Annotated in this window: 16 protein-coding genes; 6 read left to right on the forward strand and 10 right to left on the reverse strand. The window is 73.1% G+C overall.

Annotation, left to right across the window (positions count from 1 at the left end; translation table 11 throughout):
* Positions 1–143: 143 nt before the first annotated feature.
* Both B446_RS06865 and B446_RS06870 read right to left on the reverse strand, forming a co-directional pair.
* On the reverse strand, positions 144–593 hold the full coding sequence (locus B446_RS06865; RefSeq protein WP_020938697.1) for a DUF3037 domain-containing protein: 450 nt from the start codon (positions 591–593) through the stop codon (positions 144–146).
* Positions 590–1,354, reverse strand: coding sequence for a HipA family kinase (locus B446_RS06870; protein ID WP_020938698.1), 765 nt, complete (start codon positions 1,352–1,354; stop codon positions 590–592). The genes B446_RS06865 and B446_RS06870 overlap by 4 nt, the downstream gene beginning before the upstream one ends.
* A 125-nt stretch (positions 1,355–1,479) precedes the next feature.
* Here B446_RS06870 and B446_RS06875 point away from each other — a divergent pair, with 125 nt between their 5' ends.
* Complete coding sequence (locus B446_RS06875) at positions 1,480–1,980, forward strand: Rieske (2Fe-2S) protein (RefSeq protein WP_043474936.1); 501 nt, start codon at positions 1,480–1,482, stop codon at positions 1,978–1,980.
* A 23-nt stretch (positions 1,981–2,003) separates the two neighbouring features.
* Here the strand turns inward: B446_RS06875 and B446_RS06880 are convergent, their stop codons facing one another.
* Positions 2,004–2,648: a cysteine hydrolase gene (locus B446_RS06880; RefSeq protein WP_020938700.1), complete on the reverse strand. Its 645-nt coding sequence runs from the start codon at positions 2,646–2,648 to the stop codon at positions 2,004–2,006.
* 159 nt (positions 2,649–2,807) lie between these two features.
* On the opposite strand from B446_RS06880, the gene B446_RS06885 reads away from it, so the two are divergent.
* The gene (locus B446_RS06885; protein ID WP_020938701.1) at positions 2,808–3,278 is read left to right on the forward strand and encodes a pyridoxamine 5'-phosphate oxidase family protein; all 471 of its coding nucleotides are present in this window, start codon (positions 2,808–2,810) and stop codon (positions 3,276–3,278) included.
* Between the two features lie 92 nt (positions 3,279–3,370).
* On the opposite strand, the gene B446_RS06890 is transcribed toward B446_RS06885, so the two are convergent.
* Positions 3,371–4,288: a LysR family transcriptional regulator gene (locus B446_RS06890; RefSeq protein WP_020938702.1), complete on the reverse strand. Its 918-nt coding sequence runs from the start codon at positions 4,286–4,288 to the stop codon at positions 3,371–3,373.
* A 74-nt stretch (positions 4,289–4,362) separates the two neighbouring features.
* Here B446_RS06890 and B446_RS06895 point away from each other — a divergent pair, with 74 nt between their 5' ends.
* Entirely contained in the window at positions 4,363–5,385 is a 1,023-nt protein-coding gene (locus tag B446_RS06895) for a DMT family transporter (protein ID WP_020938703.1), read from the forward strand.
* Between the two features lie 167 nt (positions 5,386–5,552).
* Here the strand turns inward: B446_RS06895 and B446_RS06900 are convergent, their stop codons facing one another.
* Complete coding sequence (locus B446_RS06900; protein WP_043474940.1) at positions 5,553–6,884, reverse strand: aminotransferase class I/II-fold pyridoxal phosphate-dependent enzyme; 1,332 nt, start codon at positions 6,882–6,884, stop codon at positions 5,553–5,555.
* 35 nt (positions 6,885–6,919) lie between these two features.
* Between B446_RS06900 and B446_RS06905 the strand changes: the two genes are divergently transcribed.
* Complete coding sequence (locus B446_RS06905; protein WP_043474943.1) at positions 6,920–7,603, forward strand: pyridoxamine 5'-phosphate oxidase family protein; 684 nt, start codon at positions 6,920–6,922, stop codon at positions 7,601–7,603.
* A gap of 94 nt (positions 7,604–7,697) precedes the next feature.
* Here the strand turns inward: B446_RS06905 and B446_RS06910 are convergent, their stop codons facing one another.
* Together B446_RS06910 and B446_RS06915 are read right to left on the reverse strand one after the other, a co-directional pair.
* Positions 7,698–8,702, reverse strand: a complete 1,005-nt coding sequence (locus tag B446_RS06910; protein WP_043474947.1) for an EamA family transporter — start codon at positions 8,700–8,702, stop codon at positions 7,698–7,700.
* 105 nt (positions 8,703–8,807) lie between these two features.
* Positions 8,808–9,464 carry a Clp protease N-terminal domain-containing protein gene (locus tag B446_RS06915; protein ID WP_043477837.1) on the reverse strand — a complete coding sequence of 219 codons (657 nt, stop codon included), beginning with the start codon at positions 9,462–9,464 and terminating at the stop codon, positions 8,808–8,810.
* A gap of 213 nt (positions 9,465–9,677) precedes the next feature.
* Between B446_RS06915 and B446_RS06920 the strand changes: the two genes are divergently transcribed.
* Positions 9,678–10,106, forward strand: coding sequence for an SRPBCC family protein (locus B446_RS06920; RefSeq protein WP_020938708.1), 429 nt, complete (start codon positions 9,678–9,680; stop codon positions 10,104–10,106).
* Between the two features lie 125 nt (positions 10,107–10,231).
* Here the strand turns inward: B446_RS06920 and B446_RS36890 are convergent, their stop codons facing one another.
* Positions 10,232–10,897, reverse strand: coding sequence for a PadR family transcriptional regulator (locus tag B446_RS36890; RefSeq protein WP_078614884.1), 666 nt, complete (start codon positions 10,895–10,897; stop codon positions 10,232–10,234).
* 202 nt (positions 10,898–11,099) lie between these two features.
* Here B446_RS36890 and B446_RS06930 point away from each other — a divergent pair, with 202 nt between their 5' ends.
* Entirely contained in the window at positions 11,100–11,912 is an 813-nt protein-coding gene (locus tag B446_RS06930; protein ID WP_020938710.1) for a PhzF family phenazine biosynthesis protein, read from the forward strand.
* A gap of 43 nt (positions 11,913–11,955) precedes the next feature.
* On the opposite strand, the gene B446_RS06935 is transcribed toward B446_RS06930, so the two are convergent.
* Both B446_RS06935 and B446_RS06940 read right to left on the reverse strand, forming a co-directional pair.
* Positions 11,956–12,756, reverse strand: coding sequence for a type II CAAX endopeptidase family protein (locus B446_RS06935; protein ID WP_043474950.1), 801 nt, complete (start codon positions 12,754–12,756; stop codon positions 11,956–11,958).
* Between the two features lie 214 nt (positions 12,757–12,970).
* Positions 12,971–14,488, reverse strand: coding sequence for a hypothetical protein (locus B446_RS06940; protein WP_020938712.1), 1,518 nt, complete (start codon positions 14,486–14,488; stop codon positions 12,971–12,973).
* Positions 14,489–14,964: the final 476 nt, after the last annotated feature.

The following is a 14,964-nucleotide window of genomic DNA, read 5'->3' on the forward strand; positions in this document are numbered from 1 at the left end:
CTGTCTGGCCCTCTTCGTGCGGACCCGTGCGGTCCTTCGAGAGAACCCGTCATGCGGTGAGCGACCGCTTAGTACCTTCCGCACCCGTGACGCTAGAGACCCTGGCACCCGGTGTCAACGGGACACCGGGGCGGTGTGATCCATTACCTCACCAGGAGGTCCAGCAGACGCTCGGTCTCGGCCACCGGATCGGCGGTCAGACCCGTGTGCACCGGACCGGGCTGCACGATCGTGGAGCGCGGCGCGATCAGCCAGCGGAACCGGCGCCCCGCGTCGTCGTGGGCCGCCTGGCCGGCACCCTCCCCGCCCGCGCAGACGCGCTCCACGGCACCGAGCGCGGCCCGTACCCCGGCCACGTCGGCGCCCGGGTCGAGGGCCAGCAGCCGGGCCTCGTCCAGATGGGTGCGGGCGCCGACGTACGCCCGGGCGCGGCAGTACAGGAGCACGCCCGCGTTGACGCACTCGCCGCGCTCGATCCGGGGGACGACCCGCAGCAGCGCGTACTCGAACACGTCCCGGTCGCCGCCCTGGCCCGGCCGGGTGATGTGGCGCTCGGTCACATGACCGGCCATGTGGATGTGGCGCTCGCTCACTTTCCCTCCTCGATACCGGTGATGCGCTCGGCGATGACGGCCGCGCGGGCCAGCAGGGGCCGGGCGTAGGCCCGGCGCAGGTCGTCCGGGGTGTCGAAGCCGGGCTCCCCGGCGAGCCAGACGTCGGGGATCTCGGCGGTGACCTCGGCCAGCAGGTCCTCGGTGACCAGCGGCGCCAGTTCGGCCGCCGCGGCGGCGATGTCCGGGCCGAACCGGGCGAGGGCGTGGTCGGAGGCGTCGTAGGGGCGGTCCGCCGAGGCTTGTGCGGAGGGCCAGTTGTGCTGCCAGATCATCGTGGCGCCGTGGTCGATGAGCCACAGCTCACCGCGGTGCACCAGGAGGTTGGGGTTGCGCCAGGAGCGGTCCACGTTGTTGATCATCGCGTCGAACCAGACGATCCTGCCGGCCTCCGCCGGGCTCACCGGGAAGGCGAGCGGGTCGTAGCCGAGGGCGCCGGAGAGGAAGTCCATGCCGAGGTTGGTGCCGTCGCTGGACCTCAACAGATCCTGCACCTGCTGCTCGGGCTCGCCGAGGCCGAGCACGGAGTGCAGGTGAAGGGTGACCAGGCGGGGCATCCGGAAGCCCAGCCTGCGGGCGAGTTCGCCGCACACGACCTCGGCGACCAGCGTCTTGCGGCCCTGTCCCGCGCCGGTGAACTTCATGACGTACGTCCCGAAGTCGTCGGCCTCGACGAGCCCCGGCATCGAGCCGCCCTCACGCAGGGGTGTGATGTAACGGGTCGCAGTGACTTCCTTGAGCATCGCCCCAGGTTACTTCGGCCGTCCGTGCGGGGACGGCAAGGATCTGGTCGCCCTCTGAACGGGTGCCGCCCGGGGGCCGTACCCCTGGACGGATCGGGAACAGCTCCGCGGAAGGGAACGCCCACATGACCAGCGCCTCGCACACGCCCGAATCAGGACCGGCCCGCCGTACCGTCGTGGCGGCGGCCGGAGCGGCCGGGCTCGCCGCCGCGCTGACCGCCTGCGGTGCGGGTGACGACTCGTCGGACTCGGGGAACACCGGGAACACGGGTGGCTCCGGGAACACAGGTGGCTCCAGGAGCACGGGGAGCGCCGGAGCCGGCTCCGGCTCGGCCGCCGGCACCGCCCTGGCCAAGACCTCGGACATCCCCGAAGGGGGCGGCAAGGTCTTCGAGGCCAAGGGCGTGGTCGTCACCCAGCCGGCGGCGGGCACCTACAAGGCGTTCTCATCGAAGTGCACCCACCGCGGCTGCACGGTGGGCAGCGTCGCGGACGGCGTCATCGTCTGCCCGTGTCACAACAGCCACTTCTCCGCCGAGGACGGCAGCGTGAAGAAGGGACCGGCCACGCAGCCGCTGGCCGCCGCGAAGATCACCGTCTCCGGCGACGAGATCAAGCTGGCCTGACCCGGGTCACGGTGCGGGCCGCCTCACGCCCGGCGGCCCGGCCGGCCGAGGCAGCCGAGCACCCGGTCGGTGGTCGTGATCGTGGCGACCAGGGCGAGGGTGTTGCGGATCATCGCGGGCGTGTAGTCGGCGGGCACGCCGGCGACCGCGTCGGCCGGGACGACGGCGGTGTAGCCGCGGTTGACCGCGTCGAACACCGCGTTGGGTATGGCCACGTTGGCCGAGACACCGGTGACGACCAGGGTGCGGCAGCCGAGGTTGCGCAGCAGGGCGTCGACCTCGGTGCCCTGGATCGGGGACAGCCCGTGCAGCCGCCGTACGACGAGGTCCTCCTCGGCGACCTCGATCGGCGGCGCCACGCGCACCGCGGTGGTCCCGGTCAGCTGCTGGACGGGGAGCCGTTCGGCGGCCCGGAACAGGCGGGCGTTGCGGCTGGCGCCGCGGCCGTCGGGGCGGCGCTCGGCCAGGGCGTGGATCACCTGCACCCCGCCGGCGTGCGCGGCCGCGACCAGCCGGGCCACGTTGCGCAGGGCTCCGGAGGAGCGGGCCTCGCGGGCGAGTTCGGGCAGCGCGCCGTCCGGGCCGACCACGCCGCGCTGGCACTCCACGGTCAGCAGCACGGTCCCCGTGGGGTCGAGCAGCGCGCGCAGCTCTTCGTCCGACGGCATGGCGCCTCCCGTCGCGGGGGTGCGGGGGTGCGGGGGCGGTGAGACTATCCGGATCGAGGCGCGAGGGGAAGCCGACCCATTCCTTTTTCTGACGTGATGTCAGAGGATCACCGCAGGACGGACGTTCTCTGGCACGACGTGGGAGAAAGAGGGGGCCGTATGACTGTCACGGAGCAGCGCCGGGGCCGGAAGATCATGATGACGCCCGGCGAGCTGGACGAATTCCTGACGACCCAGCGCACCTGCCGGGTCGCGACCGTCTCGGCGGACGGCGCGCCGCACGTGAGCGCGCTGTGGTTCGCCTGGGACGGCAGCTCGCTGTGGCTGTACTCGGTGGTGCGCAGCAGGCGCTGGGCCCAGCTCACCCGTGATCGCCGGGTGGCGGTCGTGGTGGACTCGGGCGAGGAGTACGACCAGCTGCGCGGGGTCGAGCTGTCCGGGCGGGTGGAGTTCGTGGGCGAGGTGCCGCGGACCGGTGAGCTGTGCGCCGAACTGGACACGGCGGAGACGCTGTTCGCCCGCAAGAACTTCGGCCTGGACGAGATGCCGCACGACGGCCGGCACGCCTGGGCCCGGCTGACCCCGGAGAAGATCGTCTCCTGGGACTTCCGCAAGCTGGGCGCGTCCTAGGGCACACCTCCCGGGGGCGCCGTGCAGACGCACCTCGCCGGGCCGCCGTCGAGGGCACGCCTCCCGGGGCACGCTTCCCGGCGCTCCGGGCCCTAGCCCAGTCGCCGGGCCGCCGTACGCTGGGCCGCCGTGCGCAGGGCCTCGACCGCCGCGCGGATCGAGGGGCGGCGGTCGGCGTCGGCCCGCCAGACGACGTAGACGTGCCGGCGTACGCGCTGGGCGAGCGGGACCAGCACGATGCCGTCCGGCACCGGGTGCCGGCCGAGCAGGGGTGCGATGCACACGCCGAGCCCGGCGGCGACGAGGCCGAGCTGGGTGTGGGTCTCGCCCGCGCGGTGGCCGACGAGGGGTTCGATGCCCTTCGAGCGCAGGGTGAACATCAGCCACTCGTGGCAGAACTCGCCCTCACCCCAGGTGATCCACTCGTCCTCGGCGAACTCGGCGAGGTCCACCTCCTCCCGGTCCGCGAGCCGGTGCCCTGCGGGTATGGCGACGTCGGCCGGGTCGTCCAGCAGGGGAGCCTTGACCAGGCCGTCGGGCACGGGCATCGGCTTGTTGTACCAGTCGAGGACGACCGCGAGGTCGAGGTCGCCGCGCACGACGCCGGCGACCCCCTGCTCGGGCTCCAGTTCGCTGGAGCGCACCCGTAGCCCGGGGTGCCGCCCGCGCAGTTCGGCGAGCGCGGCCGGGAACAGGCCCCGGGCGGCCGTCGGGAACGCCGAGAGGCGCAGTTCGCCGACGACCTGGCCGCGGTGCGCCTCCAGGTCGGACTGGGCGAGCTCCACCTGCGACAGGATGCGGGCCGCGTGCTCGGACAGCAGCCGTCCCGCGTCGGTGAGCCGTACGCCCCGCCCGTTCTTGGCGAGGAGCCGCTGGCCGACCTCGCGCTCCAGCTTGCCGAGCTGCTGGGAGACCGCGGACGTCGTGACGTGCAGGGCGTCGGCGGCGGCGCTGACCGAGCCGTGCCGGGCGAGGGCGTCGAGGGTGCGCAGGCGCTCCAGGTTCAACATGTAAGTGATTCTAAGAGGTATCCGGTGCAAGATTTCGATTGTGCTAAGAGGTTGCCTCCAGCATCGTAAAGAGCATGAGCACGGTCCCCGCACCCACGGCCCCCACCCCGGGCCAGTCCCCCGTCCCTTCCTCCGCCGCCGGCTCGGCCGCCGCCTGCGCCGCCCCGGCGGCAGTGGCAGCCCCGACTCCCCCTGCCGCGGCCGGGCCGCGCGCCCGCCTGGACTGGCGTCTGCGTTTCGGCGCCCTGTCGCTCATCTGGGGCTTCAGCTTCCTGCTGATCAAGGTGGGCACGCACGGCTACGCGCCCTTCCAGGTCACCCTGGGCCGGCTCGTGTTCGGCACGGCGGTACTGGCGGCCGCCATGGCCGTGAAGCGGGAGCGGCTGCCGCGCGGGGCACGGACCTGGACGCACCTGACGGTCGCCGCGTTCTTCCTGAACGCGCTGCCGTTCTCCCTGTTCGCCTACTCGGAGCTGACGATCCCGTCCACGCTGGCCGGGATCTGCAACGCCACCTCACCGCTGTGGGGCATGGCCCTGTCCATGGTGGCGCTCTCCGAGGACCGGCCGACCCGGATCAGGTTCGCCGGCCTCGGCCTGGGCTTCCTCGGCGTCCTCACGGTGCTGGGTGCCTGGCAGGGCTTCCACGGGCTGGACGCCACCGGCACGGCCATGGCGCTGCTGGCGTCGCTGAGCTATCCGGTCGGGTGGATCTACGTCCGGCGCACGCTGGCCGGGACGGGGAACTCGCATCTGTCGATGACCGGCGCGCAACTGCTCGTGGCCACGGTCCAGCTGGCCGTGGTGACCCCGCTGTTCACCGGCTTCCCGGCACACTTCTCCTTCGGCCCGCTGCTGGCGATCGCCGCGCTGGGGGCCCTCGGGACCGGGCTGGCCGTACTCATCCAGTACGGACTGGTCGCCGAGGTCGGGCCCACCACCGCGCAGATGGTCACGTACTTCATCCCCGTCATCGCGACGGCCGCCGGTGTGGCGATCCTGGGCGAGTCGCTGCACTGGACCACACCGGTGGGCGCGGTGATCGTCCTCGCGGGCGCGGCACTCACCCAGGTCAAGCCCAGGCGCGGCACGGCCTGAGGACGGCGCCGGGCCGGCGGCGGGGCCGTGCCACGGCCCGGCACGGCGGCTCCCCGGCCCCGGCCGGACGTACCTTCGTGCCGCACCGCACACCGGAAGCCCGGCCGGAGGCACCTGCGTGCCGCACCGCACACCGGAAGCCCGGCCGGAGGCACCTGCGTGCCGCACTACACGTACGTCCGCGCCGGGGTCGGGCGGATCGCCGCCGCCACCGCCTCGGCCAGTGGGGCGGCGTCCTGGACGGCCAGCGCCGAGATCGTGACCCGGATGCCGGGCGGCGAACCGATGCGGAAGCGGGCGCCCGGGGTGACCGCCCAGCCGCCGTGCAGGAGCCGGGCCACCGCGCCCGTCTCGTCGGGGACGGGCACCCACACGTTCATCCCGCTGCGACCGTGCGCCACCACTCCGCGCTCGGCCAGCGCCTCGATCAGGGCGTCACGGCGGGCGCCGTACGACGCCGCCACCGCGCGCGTGTCCACCGCGCCGTCGGCCCACAGGCGCACCACGGCCCGCTGGAGGATCCGGCTCACCCAGCCGGGTCCGAGGCGCTGCCGCCCGCGCACCCGGTCCAGGGTGACGGCGTCCCCGGTGAACACGGCGAGGCGCAGATCGGGCCCCCACGCCTTGGCCACGGAGCGCACGAAGGCCCAGTGGCGGGTGACCCCGGCGAGCGGGTGCAGCGGAAGGTCGACGATCCCGTGCCCGTGGTCGTCCTCGATCAGCAGTGTCTCCGGATGTTCCGCGAGCACGGATCGCAGCGCACGCGCGCGAGGTGCGGTCAGCGCCGCGCCGGTCGGGTTCTGCGCCCGGTCGGTGACGACCAGGGCGCGCGCCCCGGACCGCAGCGCCGCGCGGACGTCGTCCGGGCGCGGCCCCTCGTCGTCCACGCCCACCGGGACCGTGCGGAAGCCGAGCGCGGACACCAGGTCGAGCAGACTGCCCCAGCCGGGGTCCTCGACGGCCACCGGGTCGCCCGGTCGGAGGTGCGCGGCGAGCACCCGCTCGACCGCGTCCAGGGAGCCGGAGGCCACCGAGACGGTGCCGTCCGGCACCCCGTCGGCGTCCAGCGCGGTGCGGGCCATACGGGTCAGCTCGGGTTCCACGGGGGCGTGCCCGTACAGCACCGGCTCCCGGTCGCCCTGGGCCGCGGCCGCGGCGAACGCGTCCGCGAGGCCCGGCAGCAGGGCGGGGTCCGGATTGCCGTCGGCCACGTTCCGTACGCCCTCGGGCACGTCCACCCGGATCTGCTCACGGCCGGTCGTGGCCGGCTTGGGCCGGATCCGGCTGCCCCGGCGACCGGCGGTCTCGATCACCCCGCGTTCGCGCAGGGTGCGGTAGGCGGCGGCCACGGTGTTCGGGTTCACCCCGAGCAGGGTCGCCAACTCCCGCATGGGGGGCAGCGGTTGGCCGGGTTCCAGCTCCCCGGCACCGACCGCGCGCTCGACGCTGGCCGCGATCTCGGCTGCGCCCTGTCCCTGGATCGGATACTCTCCTAGCACAAAAATAATTATGCACTAGTGCAATGGAGATCGCCATGCAGGGCACTCAGGAAACTCCGCCGCCGTCCGCCGCCTACACCCCGACCGACCGCACGGTGCCCACGCGTTCCGCGGAGAAGGCGTCGTACGACCGGGACGTGGTGCACGCGATACTCGACGAGGGCTACGTCTGCCACCTCGGGTTCGTGCGCGACGGGGCGCCCGTGGTGCTGCCCACCCTGTACGGCCGGGTCGGCGAACGGCTCTACGTGCACGGGTCGACCGGTTCGCGCCCGCTGCGGATGACCGGCGTGGCCGACCCGGGCCTGGAGGTGTGCCTGACGGTCACCCACGTCGACGGGCTGGTGCTGGCGCGCTCGGCCTTCCACCACTCGATCAACTACCGCTCCGTGATGGTGCACGGCATCGCGCACGAGGTCTCCGACCCCGAGGAGCGCAGGCTGGCCCTGGACGCCCTGGTGGACCACGTGGTGCCGGGCAGGTCGGCCGACTCCCGGCCGGCGAACAAGAAGGAGCTCGCGGCCACCGCGGTGATCCGCCTCGACCTCGACGAGGTCTCCGCGAAGATCCGCACGGGCGGCGCGAACGACGAGCCCGAGGACCTCGCCCTGCCGCACTGGGCCGGCGTCGTCCCGCTCCGCAAGGGCTACGACACCCCGATCGACAACGCCGACCTGGGCGCGGGCATCGAGACGCCGGGCTATCTGTCGGCCCTCTGACCGGCCGCGATGCCCAGGCGGTGTCCGACGGCGGCCTCCACCGGCCGCCCCCGCCTCCGGGTCCGGGGGTGAGGTCCGTCGGCCGGAACTCGGGTCACGCCGCGGTGCCCCGGGCGGACAGTTCGCGTTCCGCGCCGCCCGTGGCGACCGGCCCGGAGGAGCCCTTGGCGGGGGTGGAGGACTGGGCGATGAACGCGCCGGCGAGGACGACGGCGCCGCCCAGCACCTGGGGGGCCGACAGGTGCTCGCCGAGCAGGACCCAGGCGAGCACGGTCGCGATGACCGCCTCCAGGCAGGCGACGACGCCCGCGACCTGCGGGGACAGCCGCCGCACCGAGAGCACGCCGGTGATGTACGCGACGACCGTGGCGACCAAAACGATCCAGGCCAGCAGGGCGAGGGCGGGGACGGCGGTGCCATTCAGCTGCGCGGGGCCGGCCAGGACCGACCAGTCCATGGTCCAGGGGCGGGCCACCACGGTCAGCACGACGGCGCCGGCGAGCAGGCCGTAGGCGATGACGCCGAGCGGGTCCGGCGCCTCCTCGCCCGCCTCGCTGCCCTGGTCGGCGAGGACGAAGTAGCCGACCTGGCAGCAGGCGGCGCCGAGCGCGAGCAGCAGCCCGAGCGGGTCGAAGCTCAGCCCGGACCACACCTCGACCACGCAGGCCAGCCCTCCGGCGGCGAGGACCACGCCGAGGGCGGCCGCGCGCGAGACGGGCCGCCGCTGCACGAAGCGCACCCAGCCGAGCACGAGCGCGGGGGCCAGGTACTCGACGAGCAGCGCCACCCCGACCGGGATCCGGGAGAGGGCGGCGAAGTAGCAGGCCTGGACACCGGCGACGGCGAGCAGTCCGAAGCCGGCGAGCAGCGCGGGGCGGCGGCGCAGCAGGGCGCGGTGCCTGACCGCCAGCGGCAGCATCACCACGGCGGCGCCCGCGACCCTGAGCCACACCACGTGCAGCGGGTCGAGGCCCGCTTCGATCAGCGGCTTGGCCGCCACTCCCGACCCACCGAAGGCCAGCGCCGAGGCGAGCGCGAGTCCGAGCCCGGCACCCCTGCCGTGACTGCCCTGACTGCTTCCAGACGTATGCACCGGCACATGATGACAGGGGACGACAGGAGCGTCATCCCCGTTGACACCTGTCTCAGGAGATGGACAGGCCGGAGGGCCGCCCGGCCGGGTCCGGCACGCGGCCGGGCGGGGTCAGCCGACGGCTCCCCGGTCCCCCGCGTACTCCTCCTCGGACCCTTCGGTCCCGGCCCCACCGATCCCGGACCCTTCGATCCCGGCCCCGCCGATCCCAGGCCCTTCGATCCCGGCCCCTTCGATCCGGGCCCGCAGCTCACGGGCGGGGATACCGGCGCGCTCCAGGACCTCGACGGCCCGGGACCCCGGGTCCGTGACGAGCGCGGCGAGCAGGTCGGGGCCGCCGGCCCGCGCCCCGGTGCGCCGCCGGGCGCGGCGCCGGGCGTCCTCCATGGCGACGGCCGCGGCGGGCGACCAGGCCCCCGCCTCCCGCGAATCGCCGCCGTACAGGGCCGGGTCCGGTACGACGGGGAGGGCGCCGGAATCCTCCACGGTGCCCTGCCAGCGCAGTCCGTAGCCGATGCTGCGCTGCACGAGGTAGCCGAGCAGGCGGGCGAGCTGCGGGGCGTCGCCGACGACGGAGCGGACCTCGGGGTCGGACTCCAGGAGCGAGTGGAGCAGGTGGGCGGTGTCGATCTGCCGGTCCCCGTCCCGCACCGCACGACGGCGGGCACCGGCGACCACCGCGACCAGCTCGGCACTGAGTCCGGCGTCGTCGTCGGGGCGCGGTCCGCCCTGCTCACCGGCGGGCTGACGGGTTACACGGTGTTGCACGCCCTCCACCTCACCAGCCCCGGCGGCCCCGGTCATCCACGAGGGGAACCATTTCCGCGTCCCGCACAGAGTGGACGCCGCCGCGCGGAATCTCATCCTTGGGGAGGAGATCAGGCCGGGAAGGGCCATTCCTGACGGCTCATCAGTATTGAATGTTCGAGGCCCTGCGGCTACGTTCCGCGACACCGTAGCCCGAGACGAAGGGGTGGTCGCATGGCCGAAGTCAGCGCCGAGGCACGCATCCAGGCACCCGCCGAGCAGGTGTGGACCCGGCTCACCGACTGGTCGTCGTACGGCGAGTGGAACGCGACCCACACCAGCTTCCCCAAGGGCGGACCCGAGGATCTCGCGGTGGGCGGGACCTTCCAGGAGAACATGAAGCTCATGGGCTTCCCGGCGGAGGTCGACTGGACCATCGAGGAGCTGGAACCGGCCAGGGTGCTCGCCATCCGCGGCAAGGGCCCGATGGCGGTGACCGTCGCCACCCGCTACACACTCACCCCGGACGGCGACACGACGACGCTCCGCATAGACGGCGAATTCACCGGTGCCGCGGTCTCCCTGATGGCCGGCAAGCTCAAGGACTCGGCGACGGCCGCGCTGAACGAGTCGCTGCGCAAGCTGGACGGTCTCGTGACCTGAGCCTGCGACCGGAGCCGGACCAACACCTGTCACCCGGGCCCGGACACGCGAAGGCGCCCCGCGGAGTCTCCGCGGGGCGCCTTCGCCGGGGCGCCTTCACCCGGTCCGTACGGCCTCAGTGCATGTCAGTGCTCGTCGGCCAGGATGAGGTACAGCTTCTTGCGGGCCTCGTTGACGACGGCCAGCGCCTTCTCGCGCTGCTCCTTCGTGCCGGTGTTCCACACCTGCCCGAACGCCTGCATCAGACCGAAGCCGGCCTGCCGGACCTCACCGAGCGCCTCCCAGTCGACCCCGCGCGAGGCCTCCTCCCAGGGCGCCTCCGGGCCTTCCTCGGCCGCGGCGCGCCCGGCCTCCGTGAGGGCGAACAGCTTCTTGCCGCCCTCGCTCTCACTGGCGATCAGACCCTCGTCCTCCAGCAGCTGGAGGGTCGGGTAGACCGAGCCGGGGCTCGGCTTCCACGCGCCGCCGCTGCGCTCGGCGATCTCCTGGATCATCTCGTAGCCGTGCATCGGCCGGTCCCTGAGCAGGGCGAGGATCGAGGCGCGCACATCGCCGCGCCGCGCCCTCCCCCGCGGTCCGCCGCGTCCACGTGGCCCCCAGGGCCCCGGGCCGAAGCCGGGCCCGAATCCGGGACCACCGGGACCGCCGGGACCGAAGCCCGGCCCTCCGGGGCCGAAGGGTCCGAAGGCGGCCCGGCGGCCCTCGAAGCCGCCGAAGCCACCGAATCCGCCCCGGCCGCGCGGGCCCGGGCCGTCGTGACGATGTCCACGCTCGTATCCGTGGGAACGCATCGCGATCACTCCATTCCATCGTTGATCAGTCACGTACCGGTCGCGTCTCTTACGCGATGTCTCGACGATATATCGGTACTGTTCGGATGACAAGGCCCTTTGCCGAAGCTGGGCACCCGCGGAGCGCAGGAGCGGCGAAATCGGTCCAGGGGTGGCCGATTGGCCTTGGTCAGCGGCCCGCCGCCGCTCTAGCGTCTGCGCCATGCGCATTCGAATCGTCGACGCCTTCACCGACCGCCCCTTCGCCGGCAACCCCGCCGGGGTCATGCTGCTGGACGACGTCTTCCCGGACGACGACTGGCTCCAGAACGTGGCCATGGAGGTCAACCACGCCGAGACGGCGTTCGCACACCGGCTGCCCGAGGGCGGCGACGCGGACTGGGCGCTGCGCTGGTTCACCCCCGTCACCGAGGTCGCGATGTGCGGTCACGCGACCCTCGCCACCGCCCACGTCCTGCACACCACCGGCGCCCACGAGGGACCGGTGCGGTTCGCGACCCGCAGCGGGGTCCTCGTCGCCACGCCCGGCGCGGACGGCTGGATCACCATGGACTTCCCCACCGCGCCGCTCACCGCCGTGGAGCTTCCCGAAGGGCTCGCCGAGGCGCTGGGCGCCGAGCCCGTCGTCGCCTACGACACCGGGCCGAACGTCGGCGACCTGCTGGTGGAACTGGCCGACGAGCGGACGGTCCTCGAGCTCGCCCCCGACCACAAGGCACTGACGGCGCACTCCTCGCGCGGGGTCATCGCCACGGCCCGCGCCGACGACCCCTCGCTCGGCCACGACTTCGTGTCCCGGTGCTTCTTCCCGAACGTCGGCATCGACGAGGACCCGGTCACCGGAAGCGCCCACACCGCGCTCGCCCCGCACTGGTCCGCGCGGCTGGGCCGGGACGACCTCGTGGGTCTGCAGGCGTCACCGCGCAGCGGCCTGGTCCGCACCGGGCTGCGCGGCGACCGCACCCTGCTGACCGGCCGCGCGGTCACGGTCATCGAGGGCGACCTGCTCGCCTGAGCGACGGCGGGGCACGCCGCCGGGCCGGGTGGCGGACGGGCGCTCAGGCCGTGGGCAGCCAGCCCACCTTGCCCGCGAGCAGGGCGTAGCCGACGAAGGCGCCGATGTCGAGCAGCGAGTGCGCGACGACCAGCGGTCCGACCCGGCGCCAGCGGCGGTAGAGCAGGACGAACACCACGCCCATGACCATGTTGCCGAGGAAACCGCCGATGCCCTGGTAGAGGTGGTACGAGCCGCGCAGGACCGCACTGGCCACCAGCGCGGTCCCCGGCGTCCAGCCCAACTGCCCCAGCCTGCGCAGCAGATAGCCGACGACGATGACCTCCTCGAGGATCGCGTTCTGCAGCGCGGAGAGGATCAGCACCGGGAACTTCCACCAGACGTCGGGCAGCGCCTCGGGGACCACGGTGAGGTTGAAGCCGAGGCCGCGCGCCACCAGGTAGAAGGCGATCCCGGTGCTCCCGATCACGGCGGCCACGGCGGCGCCCCGGCCGAGGTCGGGCCACGGGCGGGTGCGGTCGAAGCCGAGGGTGCGCAGGCTCTGGCCCTCGCGCAGCAGCAGGTGGGCCACCAGGAACACGGGGACCAGGGCGCTGGCGATGCCGAACAGCTGCCAGGCGAGGTCGAGCCAGGGACGGCCGGGCGCGGCCGAGGCGTTCAGGGTGGCCGCCTGGTCCTTGAGCCCGCCCGGTTTGGTGACCGAGCCGATGAAGCTGATCAGCGCGGACACCCCGCTCGCACCGAGCGAGAGCGCCAGCACGAGCAGCGTCTCGTCGCGGAGGACGCGCCGCGGGAACGGCTCCCGCGGGTGAGCGACGGCCAGCGGGTCAGCCTCCACGTGCACTCCTGCCTTCGGTCCGGACCTGCGAGGACACAGCATGCCGGATCGAGCCGGGAGCCGCTTGCCCGGGCCCGGCCTCCACGCCGCGGCCACCACGGCAACGGGCCGAGGGGGCCCGGGTCGATGTCGACCCGGGCCCCCTCGAACCTCTCCAGGACCTCCTCGGACCTCCTCGGACCTCCTCGGGCCTCCTCCGCGGAACGGGCCCGCCGGGCGCTCAGCCCAGCGGCACCGGTTCGGGCAGGCCCACCGGCCAGGTGTGGACCGGCTCCCCCACGTGCATCAGCTCGGCGTAGCGGCGGGTGGTCGCGGCCAGCGCGGCCTGCCGGCTCAGGCCCTGCTCCAGGGCCCGGTGGAAGGTGGCCGCCTGCCAGGACGCGCCGTTCACCCGGCGTCGGCAGCGCTCCTCGATGACGCCGAGGTAGAGGTCGCGGTCGGCGGCCTCCACGCCCCAGGCGTCCAGGCCCGCCGCGGCCAGCGGCAGCAGTTCGTCGCGGACCAGGGTGACCGCGTCCACCTCGCCGGTGCCGCCGTAGCGTCCGCGGCGCGGCCAGACGAACCGCGCGTCGATGCCGTGCCGGCACGCCGCGTCGAAGTTGGCCTCGGCGGCCTCGAAGGGCAGCCGGGTCCACACCGGCCGGGACTCCTCGGCCAGCGCGCGCACCAAACCGTAGTAGAAGGCCGCGTTGGCGATCACGTCGATGATGGTCGGCCCGGCCGGCAGCACCCGGTTCTCCACGCGCAGGTGCGGAACGCCGTCCGCGACGTCGTAGACGGGCCGGTTCCAGCGGTAGACCGTGCCGTTGTGCAGGACCAGCTCGGCGAGCCGGGGAATGCCGCCGGCGTCGAGGACCTCCAGCGGCTCCTCGTCGGAGCAGATCGGCAGCAGCGCCGGGAAGAAGCGCAGGTTCTCCTCGAACAGCTCCTGCGCGGAGGAGATCCACCGCTCGCCGAACCAGGTGCGCGGCCGGACGCCCTGGGCCTGGAGCTCCGGCGGGCGGGTGTCGGTGGCCTGCAGGAACAGCGGGGGCCGCGACTCCCGCCACAGTTCGTGCCCGAACAGGAACGGCGAGTTGGCGCCGACGGCGATCTGCGCCGCGCAGGCCGCCTGGGCCGCATTCCACACGTCGGCGAAGCGCGACGGGGTGACCTGGAGGTGCAGCTGCACGGAGGTGCAGGCGGCCTCCGGGACGATGGATTTCGAGGTGCAGGTCAGGTGCTCGACACCGTCGATGTCGAGGCGGAAGTCCTCACCGCGCGCGGCCACGATCTGGTCGTTGAGCAGGGTGTAGCGGTCCACCTCGGAAAGGTTGGAGGAGACCAGGTCGTCGCGGTCGAGCGTGGGCAGGATGCCGATCATCACGATTCCGGCGTCCACTTCACCGGCCTTGCGGTCGGCGTACGCCAGGGAGGTGCGCAGTTCCTCCGCGAGCCGGTCGAAAACCCTGCCGCCCAGCCGGTGCGGGGCGATGTTCACTTCCAGATTGAACATGGCGAGCTCGGTTTGGAAATCGCGGCTCGCGATGCGCTCCAGAACCTGCCCGTTCAACATTCTCGGCATGCCGTCGGGGCCGGCGAGATTCAATTCGATCTCGACGCCCATGAGGTTCTTGGCTCGGTCGAACCGCTTCTCGACCAGCAGCCGCTCGAGCCCCGCCAGGCACGTGTGGAGCTTTTCGCGGTAGCGCTGGCGATCGGACAGGTCGAACTGCCCTGCCACGACCTTCTCCCCCATCTAAGTGTCCCTCCTTGGATGGGCGGGCCGCAGATCCGGCCGCCGGGGTCCCGGGTCCGGTTGGGATGATGCCCAGCGGAAGCGATCGATAACGTCCCGCGGGGGCCCGGCGCCCGCTAAGCTGTCTGAATGTTCCCCGCGGCACATTCACGGGGCATGACGCAAGTCGCAACTTCGGGTGCCCCGATCGCCTCGTGAAAAACGCCGACGACATTCGGCCGACCGCGGTGGCCTCGTATTACGAGGTCAGCGGCGCCCGCCCCGGCGGGAAATCGGGATGTTATACGCGAATCCGCGGCTGAATAGAGCCTTGCCCGGTCGACCGCAATGCGATAGACGAAACATCGTGTGAACACGTGTCGTATAAACTTCGCGGACAAGGCCTAAGGTTGGCGCCCGTGGTCCCCGGTTTCTGTCGTGTTCCTGCCGTCAAGGTGACGGGCGGCAGGCTTCAGCCGCACCCACGTCCAGCGGTC

The sequence above is a fragment of the Streptomyces collinus Tu 365 genome (assembly GCF_000444875.1).
Classification (GTDB): domain Bacteria; phylum Actinomycetota; class Actinomycetes; order Streptomycetales; family Streptomycetaceae; genus Streptomyces; species Streptomyces collinus_A.

Bases quoted from the DNA above. Each gene is read 5' to 3' on its own strand.
- B446_RS06870 (WP_020938698.1), bottom strand. From the start codon at position 1,354: ATGCTCAAGGAAGTCACTGCGACCCGTTACATCACACCCCTGCGTGAG.
- B446_RS06875 (WP_043474936.1), top strand. From the start codon at position 1,480: ATGACCAGCGCCTCGCACACGCCCGAATCAGGACCGGCCCGCCGTACC.
- B446_RS06880 (WP_020938700.1), bottom strand. From the start codon at position 2,648: ATGCCGTCGGACGAAGAGCTGCGCGCGCTGCTCGACCCCACGGGGACC.
- B446_RS06885 (WP_020938701.1), top strand. From the start codon at position 2,808: ATGACTGTCACGGAGCAGCGCCGGGGCCGGAAGATCATGATGACGCCC.
- B446_RS06890 (WP_020938702.1), bottom strand. From the start codon at position 4,288: ATGTTGAACCTGGAGCGCCTGCGCACCCTCGACGCCCTCGCCCGGCAC.
- B446_RS06895 (WP_020938703.1), top strand. From the start codon at position 4,363: ATGAGCACGGTCCCCGCACCCACGGCCCCCACCCCGGGCCAGTCCCCC.
- B446_RS06905 (WP_043474943.1), top strand. From the start codon at position 6,920: ATGCAGGGCACTCAGGAAACTCCGCCGCCGTCCGCCGCCTACACCCCG.
- B446_RS06920 (WP_020938708.1), top strand. From the start codon at position 9,678: ATGGCCGAAGTCAGCGCCGAGGCACGCATCCAGGCACCCGCCGAGCAG.
- B446_RS36890 (WP_078614884.1), bottom strand. From the start codon at position 10,897: ATGCGTTCCCACGGATACGAGCGTGGACATCGTCACGACGGCCCGGGC.
- B446_RS06930 (WP_020938710.1), top strand. From the start codon at position 11,100: ATGCGCATTCGAATCGTCGACGCCTTCACCGACCGCCCCTTCGCCGGC.
- B446_RS06940 (WP_020938712.1), bottom strand. From the start codon at position 14,488: ATGGGGGAGAAGGTCGTGGCAGGGCAGTTCGACCTGTCCGATCGCCAG.